This is a genomic window from uncultured Tateyamaria sp. (genome assembly GCF_947503385.1).
Classification (GTDB): Bacteria; Pseudomonadota; Alphaproteobacteria; order Rhodobacterales; family Rhodobacteraceae; genus Tateyamaria.
This window is the reverse complement of sequence record NZ_CANNDO010000009.1, coordinates 69,469-85,966: the sequence shown is the minus strand read 5'-3', so window position 1 is coordinate 85,966 and position 16,498 is coordinate 69,469. Positions and strand designations below refer to the sequence as shown.

Here is a 16,498-nt window from a genome sequence, read left to right as displayed (position 1 = left end):
GGGCAGCGCGGGCACCAAGATGCCTGTGGCCACTGCCGGTGACCCCACCCCATCCAGAAAAACTACGATCAGGTCTGCCTGCTGCGCGGGCTTCTGCAACATTCGGCGGTTCGATGCGACCAACCGGGCCGATACCTCGATTGTGTGGTTGGGCCCGTCCGGCGCTGTGACGCGGCGCTGGCACGTTGGTAAAGCGACGCGTGTACCGGCCCGCAGCGGTTTGACGATGATATCATCACCTTCCGGCGGCCCGATCCGCACTACCAAGTCAAATCGTTGGGCGATCAAATCCACAAGCCGGTCGCTCAGGTCGATGGTCACATCGCAGTTCGGACAGGCGTCGAAAAACCCCGCCACGGTTGGAGCGTGCAGCGCCTGCCCACGGGTCACCGGCGCGCTGAGCCTGATCTGATCGGCAGGGATGTCGCGCAGGCCCGCAGGATGCTTCATCGCGGCGGCTGGGGGTGGCAGGCAGCAGGCCAAGGGCCTGCGCGGCACAGGCAAAACTGTCGCATTCCGCGAAAGCCACCAGAATGCGGGCATCGGCGAAGTCACTGACGATCGGGCCATTTTCGACGATGCTGCAACCCATTTTGCATCATTTGTCCGACCCCGCCTGCACGGCCAAGGCGTTCGACGTGCCGGTCAACATGGGCACCAGTTGGTCCAACGGGCCGACCATGCCCGCACTCAGGGCGCTGTTCCCTATATGGATGTGATTGACCGTCCCTTCGTGAATATCTGCAAGGATCAGGTGTCGCGTGTTGCTGTTGATGCCACAGGGCAGAAAAAGCTGGTGATTTAGGGCCTCGCAACGAATGTGCGCGCCGCATTTCCTGCAATCTCGGGCTTAGGCGAAGTATACGAAACCTGTGTGGTTCTTGGTGCCTGTGCCGACTTCAATTCTGACATCACTGACGTGACGATGCAGCGGCTGAACGCGGCGGTCGCAATCGTGACGACGTGGGCGGCGGTGTTGGCCGAACTTACGGGGAGTAGCCAAGGAAACGGCAAGCATATCGGTCTGTTGCTGAGCGATCATGGAGGCACCTGTTTTGTCGCGATGAACACGTTTCTTGGTACGGTCCGGGACGCCGAAGCGGTGGTGCAGGCGGTCGGCCTGACAGGCACGCCGCCCATTCCCTCCATCCTCGACTAAGGGGGCTTGTAAGGCCGCGGGGCGTGCGTAGTGTGGCGCTCGTCCCCACCCTTTTGGAGAGTTGCCGACATGTCGAACCCTTATGCCCAGGCCGCCAACGCAGGCACCACGCCGATCCTTGCAGACCTGCGCAGCGATACGGTGACACGGCCCGACGCCGGGATGCGGGCGGCCATGGCCGAAGCCGACGTAGGTGACGATGTTTACGGCGATGATCCAACCGTCAACCGGCTGGAGGCGGTCATGGCCGAGCGGTTGGGGAAGGAGGCGGCGCTGTTCGTCAATTCCGGCACGCAAAGCAACTTTTGCGCGATGCTCAGCCATTGCGCCCGGGGTGAAGAGATCATCACCGCGCGCCCCTATCATGTCTTCAAATACGAAGCGTTGGGCGCATCGGTTCTGGGGGGCATCGCCTTTGACGCACAGGACCCGGCCGCCGATGGTGCGCTGGACGCGGATGTGGTGACGCACACCGTCAAGGATGACGATTCGCATCACCCGATCACGCGGCTGTTGAGCCTTGAGAATACCCATAACGGCAAGGCGATCCCGCTGTCGCGCATGGCGGATGCCGTGGATGCGGGCCGGGCTGCGGGGCTGTCGCTGCATCTGGACGGCGCCCGGTACTACAACGCGATCACGGCGCTGAACTGTGGTGAGACGGCGCTTGCGGATATGTTCGACACGGTGTCGATCTGCCTGTCAAAGGGGCTGGGTGCCCCGGTTGGCTCCGTTCTTGTCGGGCCGACGGAGTTGATCGCGCGCGCGCGCCGTTGGCGCAAGATGCTGGGCGGCGGCACACGGCAGGCAGGCCTCTTGGCGGCGGCGGGACTGTATGCGCTGGACAACAATGTGACTCGGCTCCGGGAGGACCACGCGCGGGCCGAAGCCTTGGCCGACGCGCTGCGCCCCTTTGGGGAGGTCGCACAAGCCACAAACATGATCTTTTTCACGCCGCCGGGCGGAGTGACGTCCGACCTGCCCACGCACATGGCCTCCCATGGTGTGAAGCTGAGCGGGGCCACGGGCACCACGCGTTTTGTGGTGCACAAGGATGTCACCGACGACGGGTTGCAGGCGGCAATTGACGGGTTCCAGCGCTACTGGGGCTGACGGCACGTCTCGACCCGCAGTCGCGAACGCAGACGCAACGGGCGTGAAACGCCTTTTGGGTCCCGCCACAGTGGCAGGCGAAAGGCAGGTGTGTTCAGCACGGTAACCCGCCAATACGTGTCTCCGAAAAACGCGAATGTCAGCGTGGTGCCCGTGGCTTGGGTCAGGCGAAACACGCCCGTCGTGTATGCAGCGCCAAGGGTCAGGTGTTCGGTGTTGCCTCCCGGCGTGTGCAGGGCGATATGCAACGCTTCTTCGTATGGCACGTCATCTGTTGTCGCAGTGATGATGTCTGTGCCAATCGCCCACGCGCCTTCGAGCATTGCACCGGGCACGGTCCAGCGCTGCGCCCCGTGCACCACCCGGCTGGTGGGAATGGCCGCGTCTGTGGGACAGAGGTGTATGTCGTCGATTGAAATCACATCAGGCCGACATCAAAGTGCTTTGCGCGCCCGCAGTGCCGCCGTGATGGTTCCGTCGTCCAGATAGTCCAGTTCTCCGCCGATGGGCACACCTTGGGCCAGAGAGGTCAGGGTCACGCGCCCGTCCAGTTGATCGGCGATGTAATGGGCGGTGGTCTGGCCGTCGATGGTCGCATTCAGGGCGAGGATCACCTCGGTGATCCCTTCGGTTTCCACACGGTCGATCAGGCGGGGGATGCGCAATTCTTCGGGACCCACGGCGTCCAGTGCTGACAGCGTACCGCCCAGCACATGATAGCGGCCCTTAAAGACAGCGGCGCGTTCCATCGCCCACAGGTCGGCCACGTCCTCGACCACGCACAATTCGCCATTGGCGCGTTTTTCAGACTGGCAGATGTCACAGATATCCGCCGTGCCCACGTTCCCGCAATTCAGGCATTCGCGGGCAGTCACGGCGACCGTTTGCATCAGGTCGGCCAGCGGTTGCAGTTGCAGCGCGCGCTTGCGGATCAGGTGCAGGACCGCGCGGCGGGCCGAACGGGGGCCGAGGCCGGGCAGTTTGGCCATCATCTCGATCAGGGCGTCTATGTCACGTGTGCTGCTCATGCCCGGGCAACCTATGCCCGCGTTTCAGCAAAGGCAAAGCGCATATTGTTCCGGTGACGGTGTGGGTTCACAGAATTTCAACCATGGGCCACTAGCGTCCGTCATGCAGCAGCATGGGGCAGACAGACATGGCAAGGCGGGGCAGACTGGTTTTTGCGCTTTTGGTGCTGACGCTTTGGCCGGCGATGCTGTGGGCGTGTGTCTATCCGGCGCCTGTGCGGGCCATCAACACCACTTTGCTGGAGGTGCTGAATGGCGGCGGAAAGGTGTCCAATCATCAGCGCACACGGTTGCAACGGGCGATGGCACAGATTGCACCGGGTGCGGTGACCGCGACGCTCCGTGCGGAACTGTCGCGGCGCGATGCCAGGGCGGTTGGTGACGTGATCGCAGTTGCGGCGTTACTTGCGGATGGGATCGGGTTGAGCGTTGATCCGGATGTGCGCACGCCTGTGACGCGGGTCCGGGACGGCATTCAGCAAACCTGCGCGCAGGACAATGCGCAACGGTCGGGAAATGGCGAGGATGCGACCAGCGCCGAACACGGGCTTGGCCGCAATGAAGGTGCGGGCGGGCGTGGTCTGACCTTTGGCGAGGGTGTGGCGCGGCTCAGCCTGACATTTACCATCTATATGACGTTTCTGGCGTTCCTGTTGGGCATCCGGCGCTTCTTCAAAGAGCGGGAGGCCGCTATGGCACTGGTCGCTCACGGGCAAGCGGCACACGTGTCACCTGAAGTCCTGCATCCCGCAGACGTGCCACCATCCCCAGCGGACCCTGCAAGTGCCATGCCCCCACCCCGATGAAAACGCCGCCCTCTGCCAATTCGGGCAGGGCCGTGCGGACAAAACCTGCATTGCGTTCATCAAGCAGGTAGCTGTCCACAGATATTTGCACCTGCGCTGCGCTGTCCGCCCCTATGACACGCGCCATCAACGCACGTTCCCACAGACGCGCTGCGGCATGTTCGCCCTGTTCATAAAGCGCAAAGGCAGTCGCCCGTTCCGCAGCCGTGCCCATCGGTGACAGCGCCAGACCATAAAGCTGGATGATATCGCGGGCGAGATCGCGGTGCCGCGTCTGGTTCAGTTTGCGACGCAAGGCATAGAGGTCTTCAAGGCCCAGGATCTCGGCGCCCTCGGCGGCGGCGAGGGTCTGTAGGAAACTGTCCTGAATGGGGTACACGCCCGCAGCAAAGTCGTTGCAGGGATCACCCAGCATCGTTTCGGTCAGCGCGCCGGGTGTCATATAGTCTGCCGTGCCGTCGCCCCAGCCCATGCTGATCAGGCGCCCGTTGACCCATTCCGCGATGTCATCCGGCAGATCGAGCCGGGCCAATGTCCCGCCGCGTGTGTTCCAGAAATCCCGTGGGGATCTTGCATTGTCCGCTGCGCGCCGGGTCGGCAGCACCGGGTTGATCTCAAACGCCGCAACGCGGGCGCTGCGCACGTGGCCTTCGACCATGTCAGGCAGGTCCAGCATCTGCGGATCATTGCTGTGATAGGTGCCCCAGAGATGCGATACGGCTCCGTTCGGCGCGGTGATGCGCCAATAGTTGCCCGTGCCATTTGGCACGTCCGCAGCAGCGGCGCGCAGCTGTGCCAGCTGTGCGTCCGGCAGGGCGGCGGGATCGACCCGGACATCCGTGACGGTGCAGCGCTCGCGCGTGATCCAGTGCTGTGCCAGCGCAGGCCCCGGCACCAAAAGCGCCGCCATCAGTCCGGCATAAAGCGCGTGTCGCACCATGGCCTCAGAACGGCAGCTTCATCCCGGGCGGCAGGCCAAGCCCTTCGGTCAGCTTGCTCATCTCTTCCTGACTGCGCTCGACCGCTTTGGCCTGTGCGTCCTTGATCGCGGCAAGGATCAGGTCTTCGACCACTTCCTTGTCATCGCCGTTGAAAATCGACGGATCAATGTCGAGCGCGGTCAGCTCGCCCTTGGCCGTTGCGGTGGCTTTGACGAGGCCCGTGCCGCTTTCGCCGGTGACCGAGATATTGGCGAGATCATCTTGCATCTCGGCCATCTTCGTCTGCATTTCCTGCGCTTTTTTCATCATCCCGGCCATATCGCCGAGGCCGCCTAGTCCTTTGAGCATCTTATCCCTCCGGTGGTGGATCATCTGGAGTGCGTGGCTTGGTCCACAGCACAATCGCAACACATATCGCAGCAGCAAGCGCGATGAACAAGGTGGGCGGGCCGATGCACCCTTCGACCATCGCATCCGCGCGGATGCCGGTGGGGTCGGCCATGGTCACCATGGTGATGAACGCGGTCCACATCAGGACGGCGGCCAGTCCGACCCACTGGTATCGGAACCGCAGGGCGAGCGCAGAGATCAACAGCAGGATCAGCCCCGCCGGTGAGGTCATCAGGTTGACCGCTTCGGACACCGCGCTGGCTTGCGTGCCGTCCCATCCGGGGCGCGCCTTGTCACAGACCTCGGCCCATGCGGTGCCGGGCACAAGCGTGAGGATCAATCCTCTTCGAAGGGGTCCCATTCATCGTCCACTTCTGGCAGCGCTTCGATATGGGCCTCTTGGGCGATCTGGTCCGGGGTGCGGATGTCCTTGATCTTTGCCGCCGGGAAATGCTCCAGCACAGCTTGGACCAGCGGATGTTTTTCGGCCTTGGCGTGCAATGCCAATTCTTCGGCATGTTCCACTTCGTAGATCGTCGGCGCGCCGCCCTCGGACACGATGGTTACCGCCCAGCGGTTGCCTGTCCAGCGTTGCAGCGCGCTGCCAAGCCGCTGGGCCAGATCGCGCGGCGCTCCGTCGGCGGGCACAAATTCGATGCGGCCGGGTTGGTAAGCGGCAAGGCGCACATAGCTCACCACATGTTCGTACAGCAGCCGGTCGCGGTTGGCGGTGATCATCTCGACCACGTGGTTGAAGGTCGGGTAGCGGGCGAGGGCGAGGGCCGGATCATTGGCCAACGCGGTTGTCTGCCCGGCAGCGTTGGGGTTGCCGGACATGCGTGTTTGCGCCTGCGCCACAGCCTGTGCGCCGGTGCCGGTGCTTGGCGCTGGGGCTGCGCCGCCTGTGGGGGCCGAGGCGGGTGGCACCGGTGCGGTGTGCAGTTTTTTGACCAACTCCTCGGGGCTGGGCAGATCGGCCACATGGGTCAACCGGATGATCGCCATTTCGGCGGCCATCATGCCGTTGGGTGCGGCGGCGACCTCGTCCAGCACCTTGAGCAGCATTTGCCACATGCGGGTCAGCACGCGCATCGGAAGCGCATCGGCCATTTGCAGGCCTCTGCTGCGTTCGTCGGGCGAAATGGTCGGGTCCTCGGCAGCTTCGGGCGTGATTTTGACCACCGACACCCAATGTGTGATCTCTGCCAGATCGCGCATCACCGCCATCGGGTCAGCCCCGTCGGCATATTGCGCGCCCAGTTCGGTCAGCGCCCCGGCGGCATCGCCCTTGAGCACCATGTCAAAGAGGTCCAGAACGCGGCCCCGGTCGGCCAGCCCCAACATTGCACGGACCTGATCGGCAGTGGTTTCGCCCGCGCCATGGGAAATCGCCTGATCGAGCAGGGACGTGGCGTCCCGTGCGGAGCCTTCGGCGGCACGGGTGATCAGCGCCAGTGCGTCTTCCGCGATTTCGGCGGCCTCGCTGGTGGCGATCTTGCGCAGCAGGCCGATCATCACCTCCGGTTCGATCCGCCGCAGGTCAAAGCGCTGGCAGCGGGACAGAACAGTGACCGGCACCTTGCGGATTTCTGTCGTGGCAAAGATGAATTTGACATGTGCTGGCGGCTCTTCGAGCGTTTTCAGCAGCGCGTTGAAGGCACTGGTGGACAGCATGTGCACTTCGTCGATGATGTAGATTTTGTAGCGGGCAGAGGCCGCGCGGTAGTGCACGCTGTCGATGATCTCGCGGATATCGTTGACCGATGTGTTGGAGGCCGCGTCCATTTCGAGAACGTCTACATGGCGGCCCTCCATGATCGCCACACAGTGTTCGCATTGCCCGCAGGGGTCCGTCGTGGGCCCGCCCGTGCCGTCCGCGCCGATGCAGTTCATCCCCTTGGCGATAATCCGGGCGGTGGTTGTCTTGCCCGTCCCGCGGATGCCGGTCATCACAAAGGCCTGCGCGATCCGGTCTGCCTCGAACGCGTTTTTCAGGGTGCGCACCATCGCGTCCTGACCGACAAGGTCGGCAAAGGTTTCGGGGCGGTATTTCCGCGCCAGAACCTGATAGGCGGTGGATGGTTCTTCGCTCATGCAACCCTCGGGATTCGAATGACGCCCCAACCTAAGGCGCGGGGTGAGGGCCGTCCAGCGATGACCGTGCGCCGCGTGCATTGCCGGTGCAAAGGATGCCGCGCGCCGTGCTGTCGGGACATACACGGCCAGGGACAGCCATTGGGACCTTGAGCGATGCCACCCAACCGGATTAGGTGCACGTACTGACCGATGGATGTTTGCGGCGCAACGGTCCTGCCGGGCAGGCTAAATCATAGATCGTAGGTTGCGCAGGACGTCCGAGTTACGCCGCGCGCGGGCAAGCATCCAGCCGCCTTGGATCAGGATAAAGACGTTTTCGGCCTTGGCCTTGGCTTCGCCTTCCGCCAGTCCCAGCCGTTCCGCGTGATCAAGGACTTCGTTGATCCAGCCTTCGTAGATGTGTTCGGCATGGGCGCGAAAGGCGTCATTGTCGGGACCTTCGAACAGGGTGTTTGCGATGGGACATGTATCCCAGCCCGTGATGTCAAAAAGTTTGGCCAGTTTGTAGCACAGCGTTGTGGCGCCATCCTCGAACGTGTCCGCCCCGTCAAAGCTGGCCGCGATCAGGCGCAGCATTTCGTCCGACGCCCACGTGGCAGAGGCCATGGCCAGGTCAGATTTGCCGTTGGGAAAGTGATGGTAGAGCGAACCCTTGGGTGCTTTGGCCTCGGTCAGCACGTCGGCAAGGCCGACACCGTGATAGCCGCGGGTGCGAAACAGGTTGGCCGCGGTTTGGATCAGGCGGTCTTTGGTGGGCATGGGCGTGTCGGTCATGTGAGAAGCTTGACAGGATTAGACCGATTGGTCCAGTGTCGCGAATAGACCGATTGGTCTAGTCCCGCTACCCAAAGGAGGCGACACATGTTCGACACCGACAGGACGCAGGTTTCCGAACGCTCAATCGTGTTCAAAACCCCTGATGGGGCAGAACTGGTGGGGCGATTGTTTTTGCCATCCCACGCGCCTTTTGCTGCGGTTGTGCTGAATGGTGCGACCGGTGTCCCCCAAAGCTACTACGCCCATTTCGCACGCTGGCTTGCAGCAGAGCGGGGGCTGGCCTGCCTGACTTTCGACTACCGGGATGTGGAGCGGTCATGGTCCGGCCCGCTCCGGCAAAGCACGGCTGATATGACGGATTGGGGCACAACGGATCAGCTGTCGGCGCGGCAGGCGTTGGCGCGGGCGGTGCCGGACACCCCCCTGTGGGTGATCGGACATTCGCTGGGGGCCATGACGCTGCCGAACCAGCGGAATTTCGAGGGCGTTGCTCGTGTGATCGGCGTGGCGTCGGGCATCGTCCATCACAGTGACCATCCATGGCCGTATCGCGCGATTGCCTTGTTGTTCTGGTTTGGGGCAGGGCCGGTTGCAACGGCAGTCACAGGGTATTTGCCCGGCAAGCGACTGCGATTTGGTGAGAACCTGCCTGCGGGCGTTTACTGGCAGTGGCGGCGCTGGTGCACGTCGCGCACCTTTTATGACACTGATTTGGGTGCGCGCCTGCCCGAGCCCGCGTGGGACCACGAAATTCCGGTACGCCTGATCGGGTTTTCCGACGACGATCTCATCCCGCCGCATTGTGTGCACCGTCTGGCGGAGCGGGGGTATGGCGGCAAGGCCAATGTGACGGTGATTGCCACTGATGGGCCGGTTGGGCACCTGTCGGCCTTTGCACGGCGCAACGCCGCATTGTGGCCGCAGTTGTTGGAAGGGTAGGAACCTGTCGCGCACCGCCTCGGGTCGGACGTTACGCCAAAACCTGTTGGTTTTGGTGCGAGGTGAGAGATTGACATCGACCCAAGCGGGGCTCGTTACGGCTGCTTCCTTCCGGATCTGACCGGGTTGGCGAGGCGCTTGCCCGCGCCAACCTCTCAACGCTGCGATATATGGCAGCGCCCCGCGCGGCGCAAGGGTTACAGGGTCACGCGCATCGACATGAAGCCGGTATCGGTCAGGCCCAGCGGTTCGGGCCGGAAATGCGCGATCTCTTCGAGGTGGTTGACGGCGCGGGGGCTGGTTTCGATCAGGACGTGCCGGGGGACAGCGCTGGCAAAGGACCAGACCGATGGCGATTGCACGTCGCCAATGGGGTGCGCAGCGAGATAGGACCGCAAGGCATCGACCACCGGCACGTCCAATTGCAGGGACGCGGGTTCTTCCAGTCCCGGAAAATCGCCGCCGCCTGCGCCCCGGTAGCTGGTCATCGCGACCAGAAACGCATCATCCGCCGATACCGGCACCCCGTTGCGCGTCAGTGAAGTCACGCGCGCGCCCAGCGGTGCGAACGGATCGAGCGTCATGTGCAGCCCGTGCACGGTATCAAAGTTGAACGCGGGCGCATTGGGGGCCAGCAGCGGCCCAAGGCCCGAAGGGTGTGGCGCAAAGAACTGCGCAGAACGTTCCAGATATGCGGCGAGTGTTGCGCCGGTCATGCGCTGTGCCCAGACCGTATTCTGGTACGGGCACATCATGGCGAGGTGCCGCGCCTGAATTTCGCCTTTGGAGGCGGTCACATAATTGTTCGGACCCGCGCGCCCGCCAGCGGCGGCGGGGGCGATGGCCGACAGAACCGGGAGGTGGGCCAGATCGGTGCCGTTGATCGCAGCCTTGACGCTGCGCTGCATGGCGGTGGCGACGATGGCGTCGGCGGTGCCCGATTGCAGCATGGCAAAGTAACTGTGGAAACCGTGCCCCGTCTGGCCGACCACCGTTTGCATCCGCGCACGTGTCGCCGCGATGCAGGGTGCGGCAAGGCGGGTGGCATCGCGGTCGGGTTCCGCGTCTTCGAGATCGCGCAGGCGGACGCTGTGCTCCGTTACGTGCCAGCCTTCGTGATCGTGGACCAGACACAGGTCAATCTGCGCCAGCAGGGCCGCGGCAAATCCCGGCATCGCGGCTGGAACGCCAAACAGGGTGCCTTGATCCGGGTCGACGCCCGTCACGGTGCCGTAGCCGGTGTCGGGAAACCGTTCATGTGTGTGACCAAGGATCATGGCGTCCACCCCCGGCACCGAATGCGCCAGCGGGCAGGCAAAATTCTCAGTGTCGTCAGGGGACAAGGATGAGATGCCGCTGTGACATAAAACCACGATGATATCCGCCCCATCGCGTCGCAGGGCAGCAACCGATTGGCGTGCTGCGTCGACGCCGGCCAAAAAGCCGACCTTTCCGGCCAGAAGCGCATGGTTCCACACCAGCGTCTGCGGTGGCAGGACCGACGTGATCCCCACGCGCAATGGGTGCGTGTGGCCAGACGGCAGCGTGACCGTCCGGTCCACGATGATGTGGGGCACGATGTTGGGCAAAGGCCGGTCGGGGCTGGCCGATACCACCTGTGTCCGGGACGCCGCACAGAATGCCGTCAGCGCATCAAGGCCGAAATCGAAATCGTGATTGCCGAGGCCCGCCGCGTCATACTCAAGCGTATCCAGCAGCTCTGCCCATGGATGGCAGCCCGCCATGCCAACCGCCACTTCGCCCAGCGGGGTGCCTTGCAGGCTGTCGCCATTGTCCAAGAGCAGGACCGGGCCGGGTGCGTCCGCCCGTGCTGCGCGAATGACCGAAGCAAGGCGATTGAACCCGCGCGATGCCGAGGCATCATCCACCCGACCGTCCCAACCGGTCAGGTGCATATGAACGTCACTTGTGGCCAGCAGGCGCAGAACGGTTTCCGCGGGGCTGTCTTTGGGGTGCTCGCGCATAGGTAGCAACGTGGCCGAATATGCTTTGCTTTCAAGCGAATTTTCGCTGCTGCGTCGCCCCAAGGGCGGGCCATTGCGCCGCTGCCACACCCGTGCCATGGCTGGCGCACTTGGAATTGAAGGCAGGAACGGTTGGAATGCGACACGCGGAAACGGTGACTTTTGGCGGGTCGGGCCTCGACCGGGCGGCGGAATTGCGAACGGATCCGGTGGCGTTGGCGGCGGCACAAACGGACCCGGAGGCGCGCGCCCTTGCCGTGTGGCAGGGCAAACCGCTGATCGACAAGGACCGCCCTGCGCATCTGCTGCGGCTGCCCATGGATCACCCGGTTCTGTCCGAGGCAAAGGCCGCCCCGATCTTTCTTGGCCGCGAAGAGGGTGCGCCGCGGTTTGCCTTTGATGTGTCACCTTGGTCGCCGTCGGATGTGGATCACGAGGCGTTGGGCGCATTTCTTGATCCCACGGAACAGCATTATCCCGGCCTTTCGGACGGCCAGGTGTTTGCAGAATTGCGGCGGGTGATGACGTGGCTCAGCCCGCGTGACGCGGAACTCGCGGCCACTGCGAAGGCAGTCATTGGTTGGCACCAGACACACAGGTTTTGCGCGCGCTGCGGTGCCGCGTCTGACATCACCCAAGGCGGTTGGCAACGCACGTGCCCCGATTGTGGCGGGCACCACTTCCCGCGCACGGACCCGGTCGTCATCATGTTGATCACCCACGGCAATGCCGTGCTGGTTGGCCGGTCGCCGGGCTGGCCCGAGGGTATGTATTCGCTGTTGGCCGGTTTTGTCGAACCGGGCGAAACACTCGAAGCGGCCGTGCGGCGCGAAGTCTTTGAAGAAACAGGCGTGCATGTGGGCGATGTCAGCTATCTGGCGAGCCAGCCATGGCCCTTTCCCGCGTCGCTGATGTTCGGCTGTCACGGACACGCCACCAGCCTAGATATCACCATCGACCCGGTGGAAATCGAAGACGCGCTCTGGCTGACGCGCGAAGACATGGCGGACATATTCGCGGGCAACCGCACCGACATCCTGCCCGCCCGCAAGGGGGCCATTGCGCACTTTTTAATTGAAAACTGGCTTGCGGATACCCTCGATTAAAGTGAAGCTGGCACCACAGGACACAATCGAGCACGGCACATGAAATTCTCGGCACGGGAAGATATCGAAGCATCCATCGAAGACGTTTTTGCCGCTTTGAGCGAGTTCGAGACGTTCGAGCGGCAGGCGATGCGGCGCGGTGCCGAGGTGCAGCGTGTCGATGACCTTCAGACCCCCGGCGTGGGCGCGTCTTGGCGCGTGGCTTTTACCATGCGCGGGCGGCGGCGGGATATGAACCTGCAACTTGTGCGTTATGATGCCCCGAACGAGATGGGGTTTACCGCAAAATCCCCGGGCATGGATGCCGCGTTCGACGTGGAGTTGCTGGCGCTGTCGCGGACCCGCACACGGATGGCCGTAGCGCTGGAACTGACACCGCTGAACCTTGCGTCGCGCCTGCTTGTGCAGTCGCTCAAGCTGGCCAAGTCGAACCTGACGAAGCGTTATAAACAACGCGTCGCCGACTACGCCAAACAGTTGGAAGAACGGCTGAAGCGCAGCGCTTAATCGCGCCCGGCGGCTGCCGGGTACACACCCAGAATATCGAGCCGGTTGGTGAAATAGGCCAGTTCTTCCAATGCACGCGCGACGGGCGGGTCATCGGGGTGGCCCTCGATATCGGCGTAGAACTGCGTCGCGGTGAACGCGCCGCCGACCATATAGCTTTCCAGTTTGGTCATGTTGACGCCGTTGGTCGCAAAACCACCCATGGCCTTATAAAGCGCGGCGGGGATGTTGCGGACCTCGAACACGAAGGTCGTGATCATCGTGTCGCCGCGCGATTGGTGGTCTGCCTGCGGCGACATCAGCAGGAAACGCGTGGTGTTGTGCCCTTGATCCTCGATGTCCCGGGCCAAAATGTTCAGCCCGTGGATCTCTGCCGCCACGGCAGAGGCCAGCGCGCCGACGCCGCGTTCCCCTGTTTCCGCGATGGCGCGCGCCGCCCCGGCGCTGTCAGCTGCGGCCACGGCAGAAATTTTATGGGCATCGAGAAACGCACGCGCCTGCGGGATCAGAACCATATGCGCCCGCACCTGCGAGATGTCGTCCAGCGTCTGACCGGGCAGCGCCATCAAAGCGATGCGTACACGTACAAACGCCTCGTCCACGATGTGCAAACCGCTTTCGGGCAGGAGCCTGTGGATGTCCGCAACGCGGCCATATGTGGTGTTTTCCACTGGAAGCATCGCCATGTCTGCGTCGCCGGACCGCACGGCGGCAATCACATCCTCGAAGGCGTGGCAGGGCACTGGTACGGCGTCCGGGCGCGCCTTGAGAACGGCCTCATGACCGTATGCGCCCAAATCTCCCTGAAATGCGATCCGTTGAGACATCTTTCACCCCTTGGCCGTAGCCCTGTTCTTGGCGGCGAGGCAGGGCGATTGGTCGCGGCTTCTACACCTTGCCTGCGGGTAGGGGAAGCAATAGATACCCGCCGGAACGAACAACTATACGCATGGAATCGGAAGCCTCATGTTCGACACGATGACATTCACGAAGATTGCCGCCAGCGTTTGCGGTGCTTTGCTTGTATTACTGCTGGGCAAGTGGGCCGCGGAAGAGCTGTACCATGTGGATGGTCATGGCGATCAGGCCTACGTGATCGACACCGGCGCAGAGGAAGCGGCCGAAGAAGTGGTTGAAGTGGCGTTTGCCGATGTGTTTGCACAGGCCGATGCCGGTGCCGGTGCCCGCATTTTCCGCCAGTGCAGCGCCTGCCACAAACTTGAAGACGGCGTGAATGGCACAGGCCCGCACCTGTATGGTGTCGTTGGGCGCGCCGTTGGTTCCGTTGACAGCTATGGTGCCTATTCCGGCGCGCTAAGCGAAGTGGCCGAGGTTTGGACCGTGGACGCGCTGAACGAATTTCTGGAGAACCCCTCGCAATACGCCCCCGGCACCTCCATGGCGTATCGCGGTGTGAAAAAAGTCGAAGACCGGGCCAACCTGATTGCCTATCTCGACAGCATCGACGGCTGATCGCCTGACGTTCCGAATCCCCGACAAGGCCGCGCGACGGGTGTTGCGCGGCTTTTTTTGCGCGCGGTGATCAGCCCGAAAACGCAACACTGAACACGATCACGTAATCTGGGCCCCGATCTGAGCAGCATTCTTGCGTTGCATATTGGCGCGGCGCGCATTTAGCTTAAATCTCAACCCAGACCGAGACGTGCCGCGCCACTGGCCTGATGAAGGAGCCCCAGATGATCCACACCAAACGCCCCGCCCGATCCGCAACCCGCACCAAGGCCGTGCGCAAGCGATGGGCCGACTGGGGCGCTGTGGGTCTGCTGATCGCGGGCTTAACGCTGGCCGCCAGTCAGGTGCGTAGCGACGGGCACGAGACGATCATCACCAGTCACGGATATTCGTTTTATGGCAATCTGACCTATCCGGCGGATTTCGAACATTTCGATTACGTGAACCCGGATGCGCCCAAAGGGGGCGAAATCGTACTGGGCGCGGTGGGGACATTCGACAGCGTCAATCCATACTCCCGCAAGGGCCGGGCGGCGGGGCTGTCTTCGGTTATGTTCGAAAGCCTGCTGGGTGAGGGGATCAATGGCGCTGGCGCACCAGCGGACGTGTATGCGGAATACTACTGCCTGCTGTGCGAGCGCCTTGAATATGATGAGGGCAAAACCTGGGTTATCTTCCACATGCGCCCGGAGGCGCGGTTTTCTGACGGCTCGCCCGTTACCGCGCATGACATCGCCTTTTCGCACAATCTGTTGTTGGACGAGGGGCTGAAATCTTACGCGGATGCGGTGCGCAAACGGATTCCCAAGGTCGAGGTTCTGGATGATCACACGATCAAGTTCCACTTTACCAAGGGAATTTCCCGGCGGTCCCTGATCAGTCAGGTCGGCTTTGTGCCTGCGTGGTCCAAGAAGTGGTACGAGGAAAACGACGCGGGTCTAGACGAACAACGGTTGGTCACGTCGCCGGGTTCGGGCCCCTACATGATCGACGAAATCGACGTGAACCGCCGCGTGGTCTACAAGCGCAACCCGGATTACTGGGGCAAGGACCTGCCCATCAATGTGGGTCGCGCGAATTTCGATAAAATCAGGCTTGAGTATTTCGGGGATGCAGAGGCTTCGTTCCAAGGGTTCCTTGCGGGCGAATACACCATCCGCACCGAAGGCGATTCCAAGAAGTGGGCGACCGGCTACACCAGTCCCAAGGTCGAAAACGGCTCTATCGTGAAAAAGGAATTGCCGAACGGCAATCCGCCTGTGCCAACCGGCATGGTGTTCAACCTTGGCTCGCCGGTGTTGCAAGACATCCGCGTCCGCGAGGCCATTGCGCTTGGATACAATTTCGAGTGGACCAACGCATCGCTGCAATACGGCTTGTTCACGCAGCGCACGTCCTTCTCCGAAGGGACCGAGGTGATGGCGACCGGGGTGCCGCAGGGCGCAGAACTGGAGTTTCTGCAAAGCCTTGGCGACGTGGTGCCCGAGGACCTGCTGACCACCGAGGTGCGCGTGCCGCACACGTCCAGCGAAACGCGTCTTTTTGATCGGCGCAATGCGCGCAAAGCCATGGCACTGCTGGATGACGCAGGGTGGGCCGTGGGGGATGACGGCGTGCGCCGCAATGCCGAGGGCAAGACCCTGACGGTGAATTTCCTGCACACGTCAACGGCGGCAGATACGCTGACGGGCGTGATCGAAAACTTTGCCGACAACCTTGAGAAGCTGGGCATTGATGTTCGGATCGAGGAGGTCGACAGTTCGCAATACACATCCCGCCGCCGCGACCGCGACTATGACATGATCTATTTCCAGTACGCCGCCTTCCTTGGCACCGGCACGGGGCTGGCGCAGTACTACGGGTCCGAAACGTCGTCTTTTTCGCTGTTTAACCCCGCCGGGCTGTCCAGTCCGCTGGTGGACGCGATCATCGACAAATCGCTGCTTGCCACAACGCGCGAAGAAGAGGTTGCCGCGGTGACGGCGCTGGACAGAGCGTTGCGCTATGAGATGATCATGGTGCCGGTCTGGTACAATCCGAACCACTGGGTCGCGTACTACGATATGTTTGAACACCCAGAAGAGCTGCCGCCCTTTGCCTTGGGTCGGCTGGATTTCTGGTGGTACAACGCGGACAAGGCCGACGCTTTGAAGGCCTCTGGCGCGCTGAGGTAAACC

18 protein-coding genes, 1 other RNA gene and 1 pseudogene are annotated in these 16,498 nt (G+C 62.7%); 9 read left to right on the top strand and 11 right to left on the bottom strand.

Annotation, left to right across the window (positions count from 1 at the left end; all coding sequences use genetic code 11):
- Nucleotides 1-207: 207 nt before the first annotated feature.
- Nucleotides 208-450 (bottom strand): annotated as a pseudogene (locus Q1A85_RS23015) (LysR substrate-binding domain-containing protein); the annotation flags it as partial.
- On the opposite strand from Q1A85_RS23015, the gene Q1A85_RS20480 reads away from it, so the two are divergent.
- From Q1A85_RS20480 to ltaE, 3 genes are all read left to right on the top strand, one after another.
- Nucleotides 422-805, top strand: coding sequence for a hypothetical protein (locus Q1A85_RS20480; RefSeq protein ID WP_299694100.1), 384 nt, complete (start codon nt 422-424; stop codon nt 803-805). The pseudogene Q1A85_RS23015 and the gene Q1A85_RS20480 overlap by 29 nt on opposite strands.
- 15 nt (nt 806-820) lie before the next feature.
- The gene (locus Q1A85_RS20475; protein WP_299694098.1) at nt 821-1,159 is read left to right on the top strand and encodes a hypothetical protein; all 339 of its coding nucleotides are present in this window, start codon (nt 821-823) and stop codon (nt 1,157-1,159) included.
- 69 nt (nt 1,160-1,228) lie between these two features.
- A complete protein-coding gene (gene ltaE, locus Q1A85_RS20470; RefSeq protein ID WP_299694095.1) occupies nt 1,229-2,272 on the top strand; it encodes a low-specificity L-threonine aldolase in 1,044 nt (347 codons plus the stop codon).
- Here the strand turns inward: ltaE and Q1A85_RS20465 are convergent.
- Both Q1A85_RS20465 and recR read right to left on the bottom strand, forming a co-directional pair.
- Nucleotides 2,260-2,694, bottom strand: a complete 435-nt coding sequence (locus tag Q1A85_RS20465) for a hypothetical protein (protein ID WP_299694092.1) — start codon at nt 2,692-2,694, stop codon at nt 2,260-2,262. The two genes, ltaE and Q1A85_RS20465, sit on opposite strands and share 13 nt — an antisense overlap.
- 12 nt (nt 2,695-2,706) lie before the next feature.
- Complete coding sequence (gene recR / locus Q1A85_RS20460; RefSeq protein ID WP_299694089.1) at nt 2,707-3,300, bottom strand: recombination mediator RecR; 594 nt, start codon at nt 3,298-3,300, stop codon at nt 2,707-2,709.
- A 164-nt stretch (nt 3,301-3,464) separates the two neighbouring features.
- Here recR and Q1A85_RS20455 point away from each other — a divergent pair, with 164 nt between their 5' ends.
- Entirely contained in the window at nt 3,465-4,106 is a 642-nt protein-coding gene (locus Q1A85_RS20455) for a hypothetical protein (protein WP_299694086.1), read from the top strand.
- Here the strand turns inward: Q1A85_RS20455 and Q1A85_RS20450 are convergent.
- From Q1A85_RS20450 to Q1A85_RS20430, 5 genes are all read right to left on the bottom strand, one after another.
- The gene (locus tag Q1A85_RS20450; protein ID WP_299694083.1) at nt 3,991-5,046 is read right to left on the bottom strand and encodes a TraB/GumN family protein; all 1,056 of its coding nucleotides are present in this window, start codon (nt 5,044-5,046) and stop codon (nt 3,991-3,993) included. The genes Q1A85_RS20455 and Q1A85_RS20450 overlap by 116 nt on opposite strands.
- A gap of 4 nt (nt 5,047-5,050) precedes the next feature.
- Complete coding sequence (locus tag Q1A85_RS20445; protein WP_299694080.1) at nt 5,051-5,395, bottom strand: YbaB/EbfC family nucleoid-associated protein; 345 nt, start codon at nt 5,393-5,395, stop codon at nt 5,051-5,053.
- Between the two features lies 1 nt (nt 5,396).
- Nucleotides 5,397-5,798, bottom strand: a complete 402-nt coding sequence (locus Q1A85_RS20440) for a hypothetical protein (RefSeq protein WP_299694077.1) — start codon at nt 5,796-5,798, stop codon at nt 5,397-5,399.
- On the bottom strand, nt 5,774-7,531 hold the full coding sequence (locus Q1A85_RS20435) for a DNA polymerase III subunit gamma/tau (protein WP_299694074.1): 1,758 nt from the start codon (nt 7,529-7,531) through the stop codon (nt 5,774-5,776). The genes Q1A85_RS20440 and Q1A85_RS20435 overlap by 25 nt, the downstream gene beginning before the upstream one ends.
- Nucleotides 7,532-7,759: 228 nt before the next feature.
- The gene (locus Q1A85_RS20430; RefSeq protein WP_299694071.1) at nt 7,760-8,308 is read right to left on the bottom strand and encodes a TetR/AcrR family transcriptional regulator; all 549 of its coding nucleotides are present in this window, start codon (nt 8,306-8,308) and stop codon (nt 7,760-7,762) included.
- Nucleotides 8,309-8,395: 87 nt separating this feature from the next.
- Here Q1A85_RS20430 and Q1A85_RS20425 point away from each other — a divergent pair, with 87 nt between their 5' ends.
- Nucleotides 8,396-9,250 (top strand): hypothetical protein, encoded by an 855-nt coding sequence (locus tag Q1A85_RS20425; protein WP_299694068.1) that lies wholly within the window; start codon nt 8,396-8,398, stop codon nt 9,248-9,250.
- 60 nt (nt 9,251-9,310) lie between these two features.
- Here Q1A85_RS20425 and ffs read toward each other — a convergent pair.
- An RNA gene (gene ffs / locus Q1A85_RS20420) (signal recognition particle sRNA small type) lies at nt 9,311-9,408 on the bottom strand.
- A gap of 39 nt (nt 9,409-9,447) precedes the next feature.
- On the bottom strand, nt 9,448-11,235 hold the full coding sequence (locus Q1A85_RS20415) for a 5'-nucleotidase C-terminal domain-containing protein (protein WP_299694066.1): 1,788 nt from the start codon (nt 11,233-11,235) through the stop codon (nt 9,448-9,450).
- A 137-nt stretch (nt 11,236-11,372) separates the two neighbouring features.
- Between Q1A85_RS20415 and nudC the strand changes: the two genes are divergently transcribed.
- On the top strand, nt 11,373-12,341 hold the full coding sequence (gene nudC, locus Q1A85_RS20410; protein ID WP_299694064.1) for an NAD(+) diphosphatase: 969 nt from the start codon (nt 11,373-11,375) through the stop codon (nt 12,339-12,341).
- Nucleotides 12,342-12,380: 39 nt separating this feature from the next.
- Complete coding sequence (locus Q1A85_RS20405) at nt 12,381-12,848, top strand: SRPBCC family protein (RefSeq protein ID WP_299694062.1); 468 nt, start codon at nt 12,381-12,383, stop codon at nt 12,846-12,848.
- Here Q1A85_RS20405 and Q1A85_RS20400 read toward each other — a convergent pair.
- Nucleotides 12,845-13,675, bottom strand: coding sequence for a prephenate dehydratase (locus Q1A85_RS20400; RefSeq protein WP_299694060.1), 831 nt, complete (start codon nt 13,673-13,675; stop codon nt 12,845-12,847). The genes Q1A85_RS20405 and Q1A85_RS20400 overlap by 4 nt on opposite strands.
- Before the next feature lie 139 nt (nt 13,676-13,814).
- Here Q1A85_RS20400 and Q1A85_RS20395 point away from each other — a divergent pair, with 139 nt between their 5' ends.
- Nucleotides 13,815-14,321 carry a cytochrome c family protein gene (locus Q1A85_RS20395; RefSeq protein WP_299694057.1) on the top strand — a complete coding sequence of 169 codons (507 nt, stop codon included), beginning with the start codon at nt 13,815-13,817 and terminating at the stop codon, nt 14,319-14,321.
- A gap of 224 nt (nt 14,322-14,545) precedes the next feature.
- Nucleotides 14,546-16,495, top strand: a complete 1,950-nt coding sequence (locus tag Q1A85_RS20390) for an extracellular solute-binding protein (protein WP_299694054.1) — start codon at nt 14,546-14,548, stop codon at nt 16,493-16,495.
- Nucleotides 16,496-16,498: the final 3 nt, after the last annotated feature.

Excerpts from the sequence above, each read along its gene's own strand:
- Q1A85_RS20450 (WP_299694083.1), bottom strand. The coding sequence starts at position 5,046 with ATGGTGCGACACGCGCTTTATGCCGGACTGATGGCGGCGCTTTTGGTG.
- Q1A85_RS20445 (WP_299694080.1), bottom strand. The coding sequence starts at position 5,395 with ATGCTCAAAGGACTAGGCGGCCTCGGCGATATGGCCGGGATGATGAAA.
- recR (WP_299694089.1), bottom strand. The coding sequence starts at position 3,300 with ATGAGCAGCACACGTGACATAGACGCCCTGATCGAGATGATGGCCAAA.
- nudC (WP_299694064.1), top strand. The coding sequence starts at position 11,373 with ATGCGACACGCGGAAACGGTGACTTTTGGCGGGTCGGGCCTCGACCGG.
- Q1A85_RS20435 (WP_299694074.1), bottom strand. The coding sequence starts at position 7,531 with ATGAGCGAAGAACCATCCACCGCCTATCAGGTTCTGGCGCGGAAATAC.
- Q1A85_RS20425 (WP_299694068.1), top strand. The coding sequence starts at position 8,396 with ATGTTCGACACCGACAGGACGCAGGTTTCCGAACGCTCAATCGTGTTC.
- Q1A85_RS20390 (WP_299694054.1), top strand. The coding sequence starts at position 14,546 with ATGATCCACACCAAACGCCCCGCCCGATCCGCAACCCGCACCAAGGCC.
- Q1A85_RS20405 (WP_299694062.1), top strand. The coding sequence starts at position 12,381 with ATGAAATTCTCGGCACGGGAAGATATCGAAGCATCCATCGAAGACGTT.
- Q1A85_RS20480 (WP_299694100.1), top strand. The coding sequence starts at position 422 with ATGTCGCGCAGGCCCGCAGGATGCTTCATCGCGGCGGCTGGGGGTGGC.
- Q1A85_RS20430 (WP_299694071.1), bottom strand. The coding sequence starts at position 8,308 with ATGACCGACACGCCCATGCCCACCAAAGACCGCCTGATCCAAACCGCG.
- Q1A85_RS20395 (WP_299694057.1), top strand. The coding sequence starts at position 13,815 with ATGTTCGACACGATGACATTCACGAAGATTGCCGCCAGCGTTTGCGGT.
- Q1A85_RS20415 (WP_299694066.1), bottom strand. The coding sequence starts at position 11,235 with ATGCGCGAGCACCCCAAAGACAGCCCCGCGGAAACCGTTCTGCGCCTG.
- Q1A85_RS20400 (WP_299694060.1), bottom strand. The coding sequence starts at position 13,675 with ATGTCTCAACGGATCGCATTTCAGGGAGATTTGGGCGCATACGGTCAT.
- Q1A85_RS20440 (WP_299694077.1), bottom strand. The coding sequence starts at position 5,798 with ATGGGACCCCTTCGAAGAGGATTGATCCTCACGCTTGTGCCCGGCACC.
- ltaE (WP_299694095.1), top strand. The coding sequence starts at position 1,229 with ATGTCGAACCCTTATGCCCAGGCCGCCAACGCAGGCACCACGCCGATC.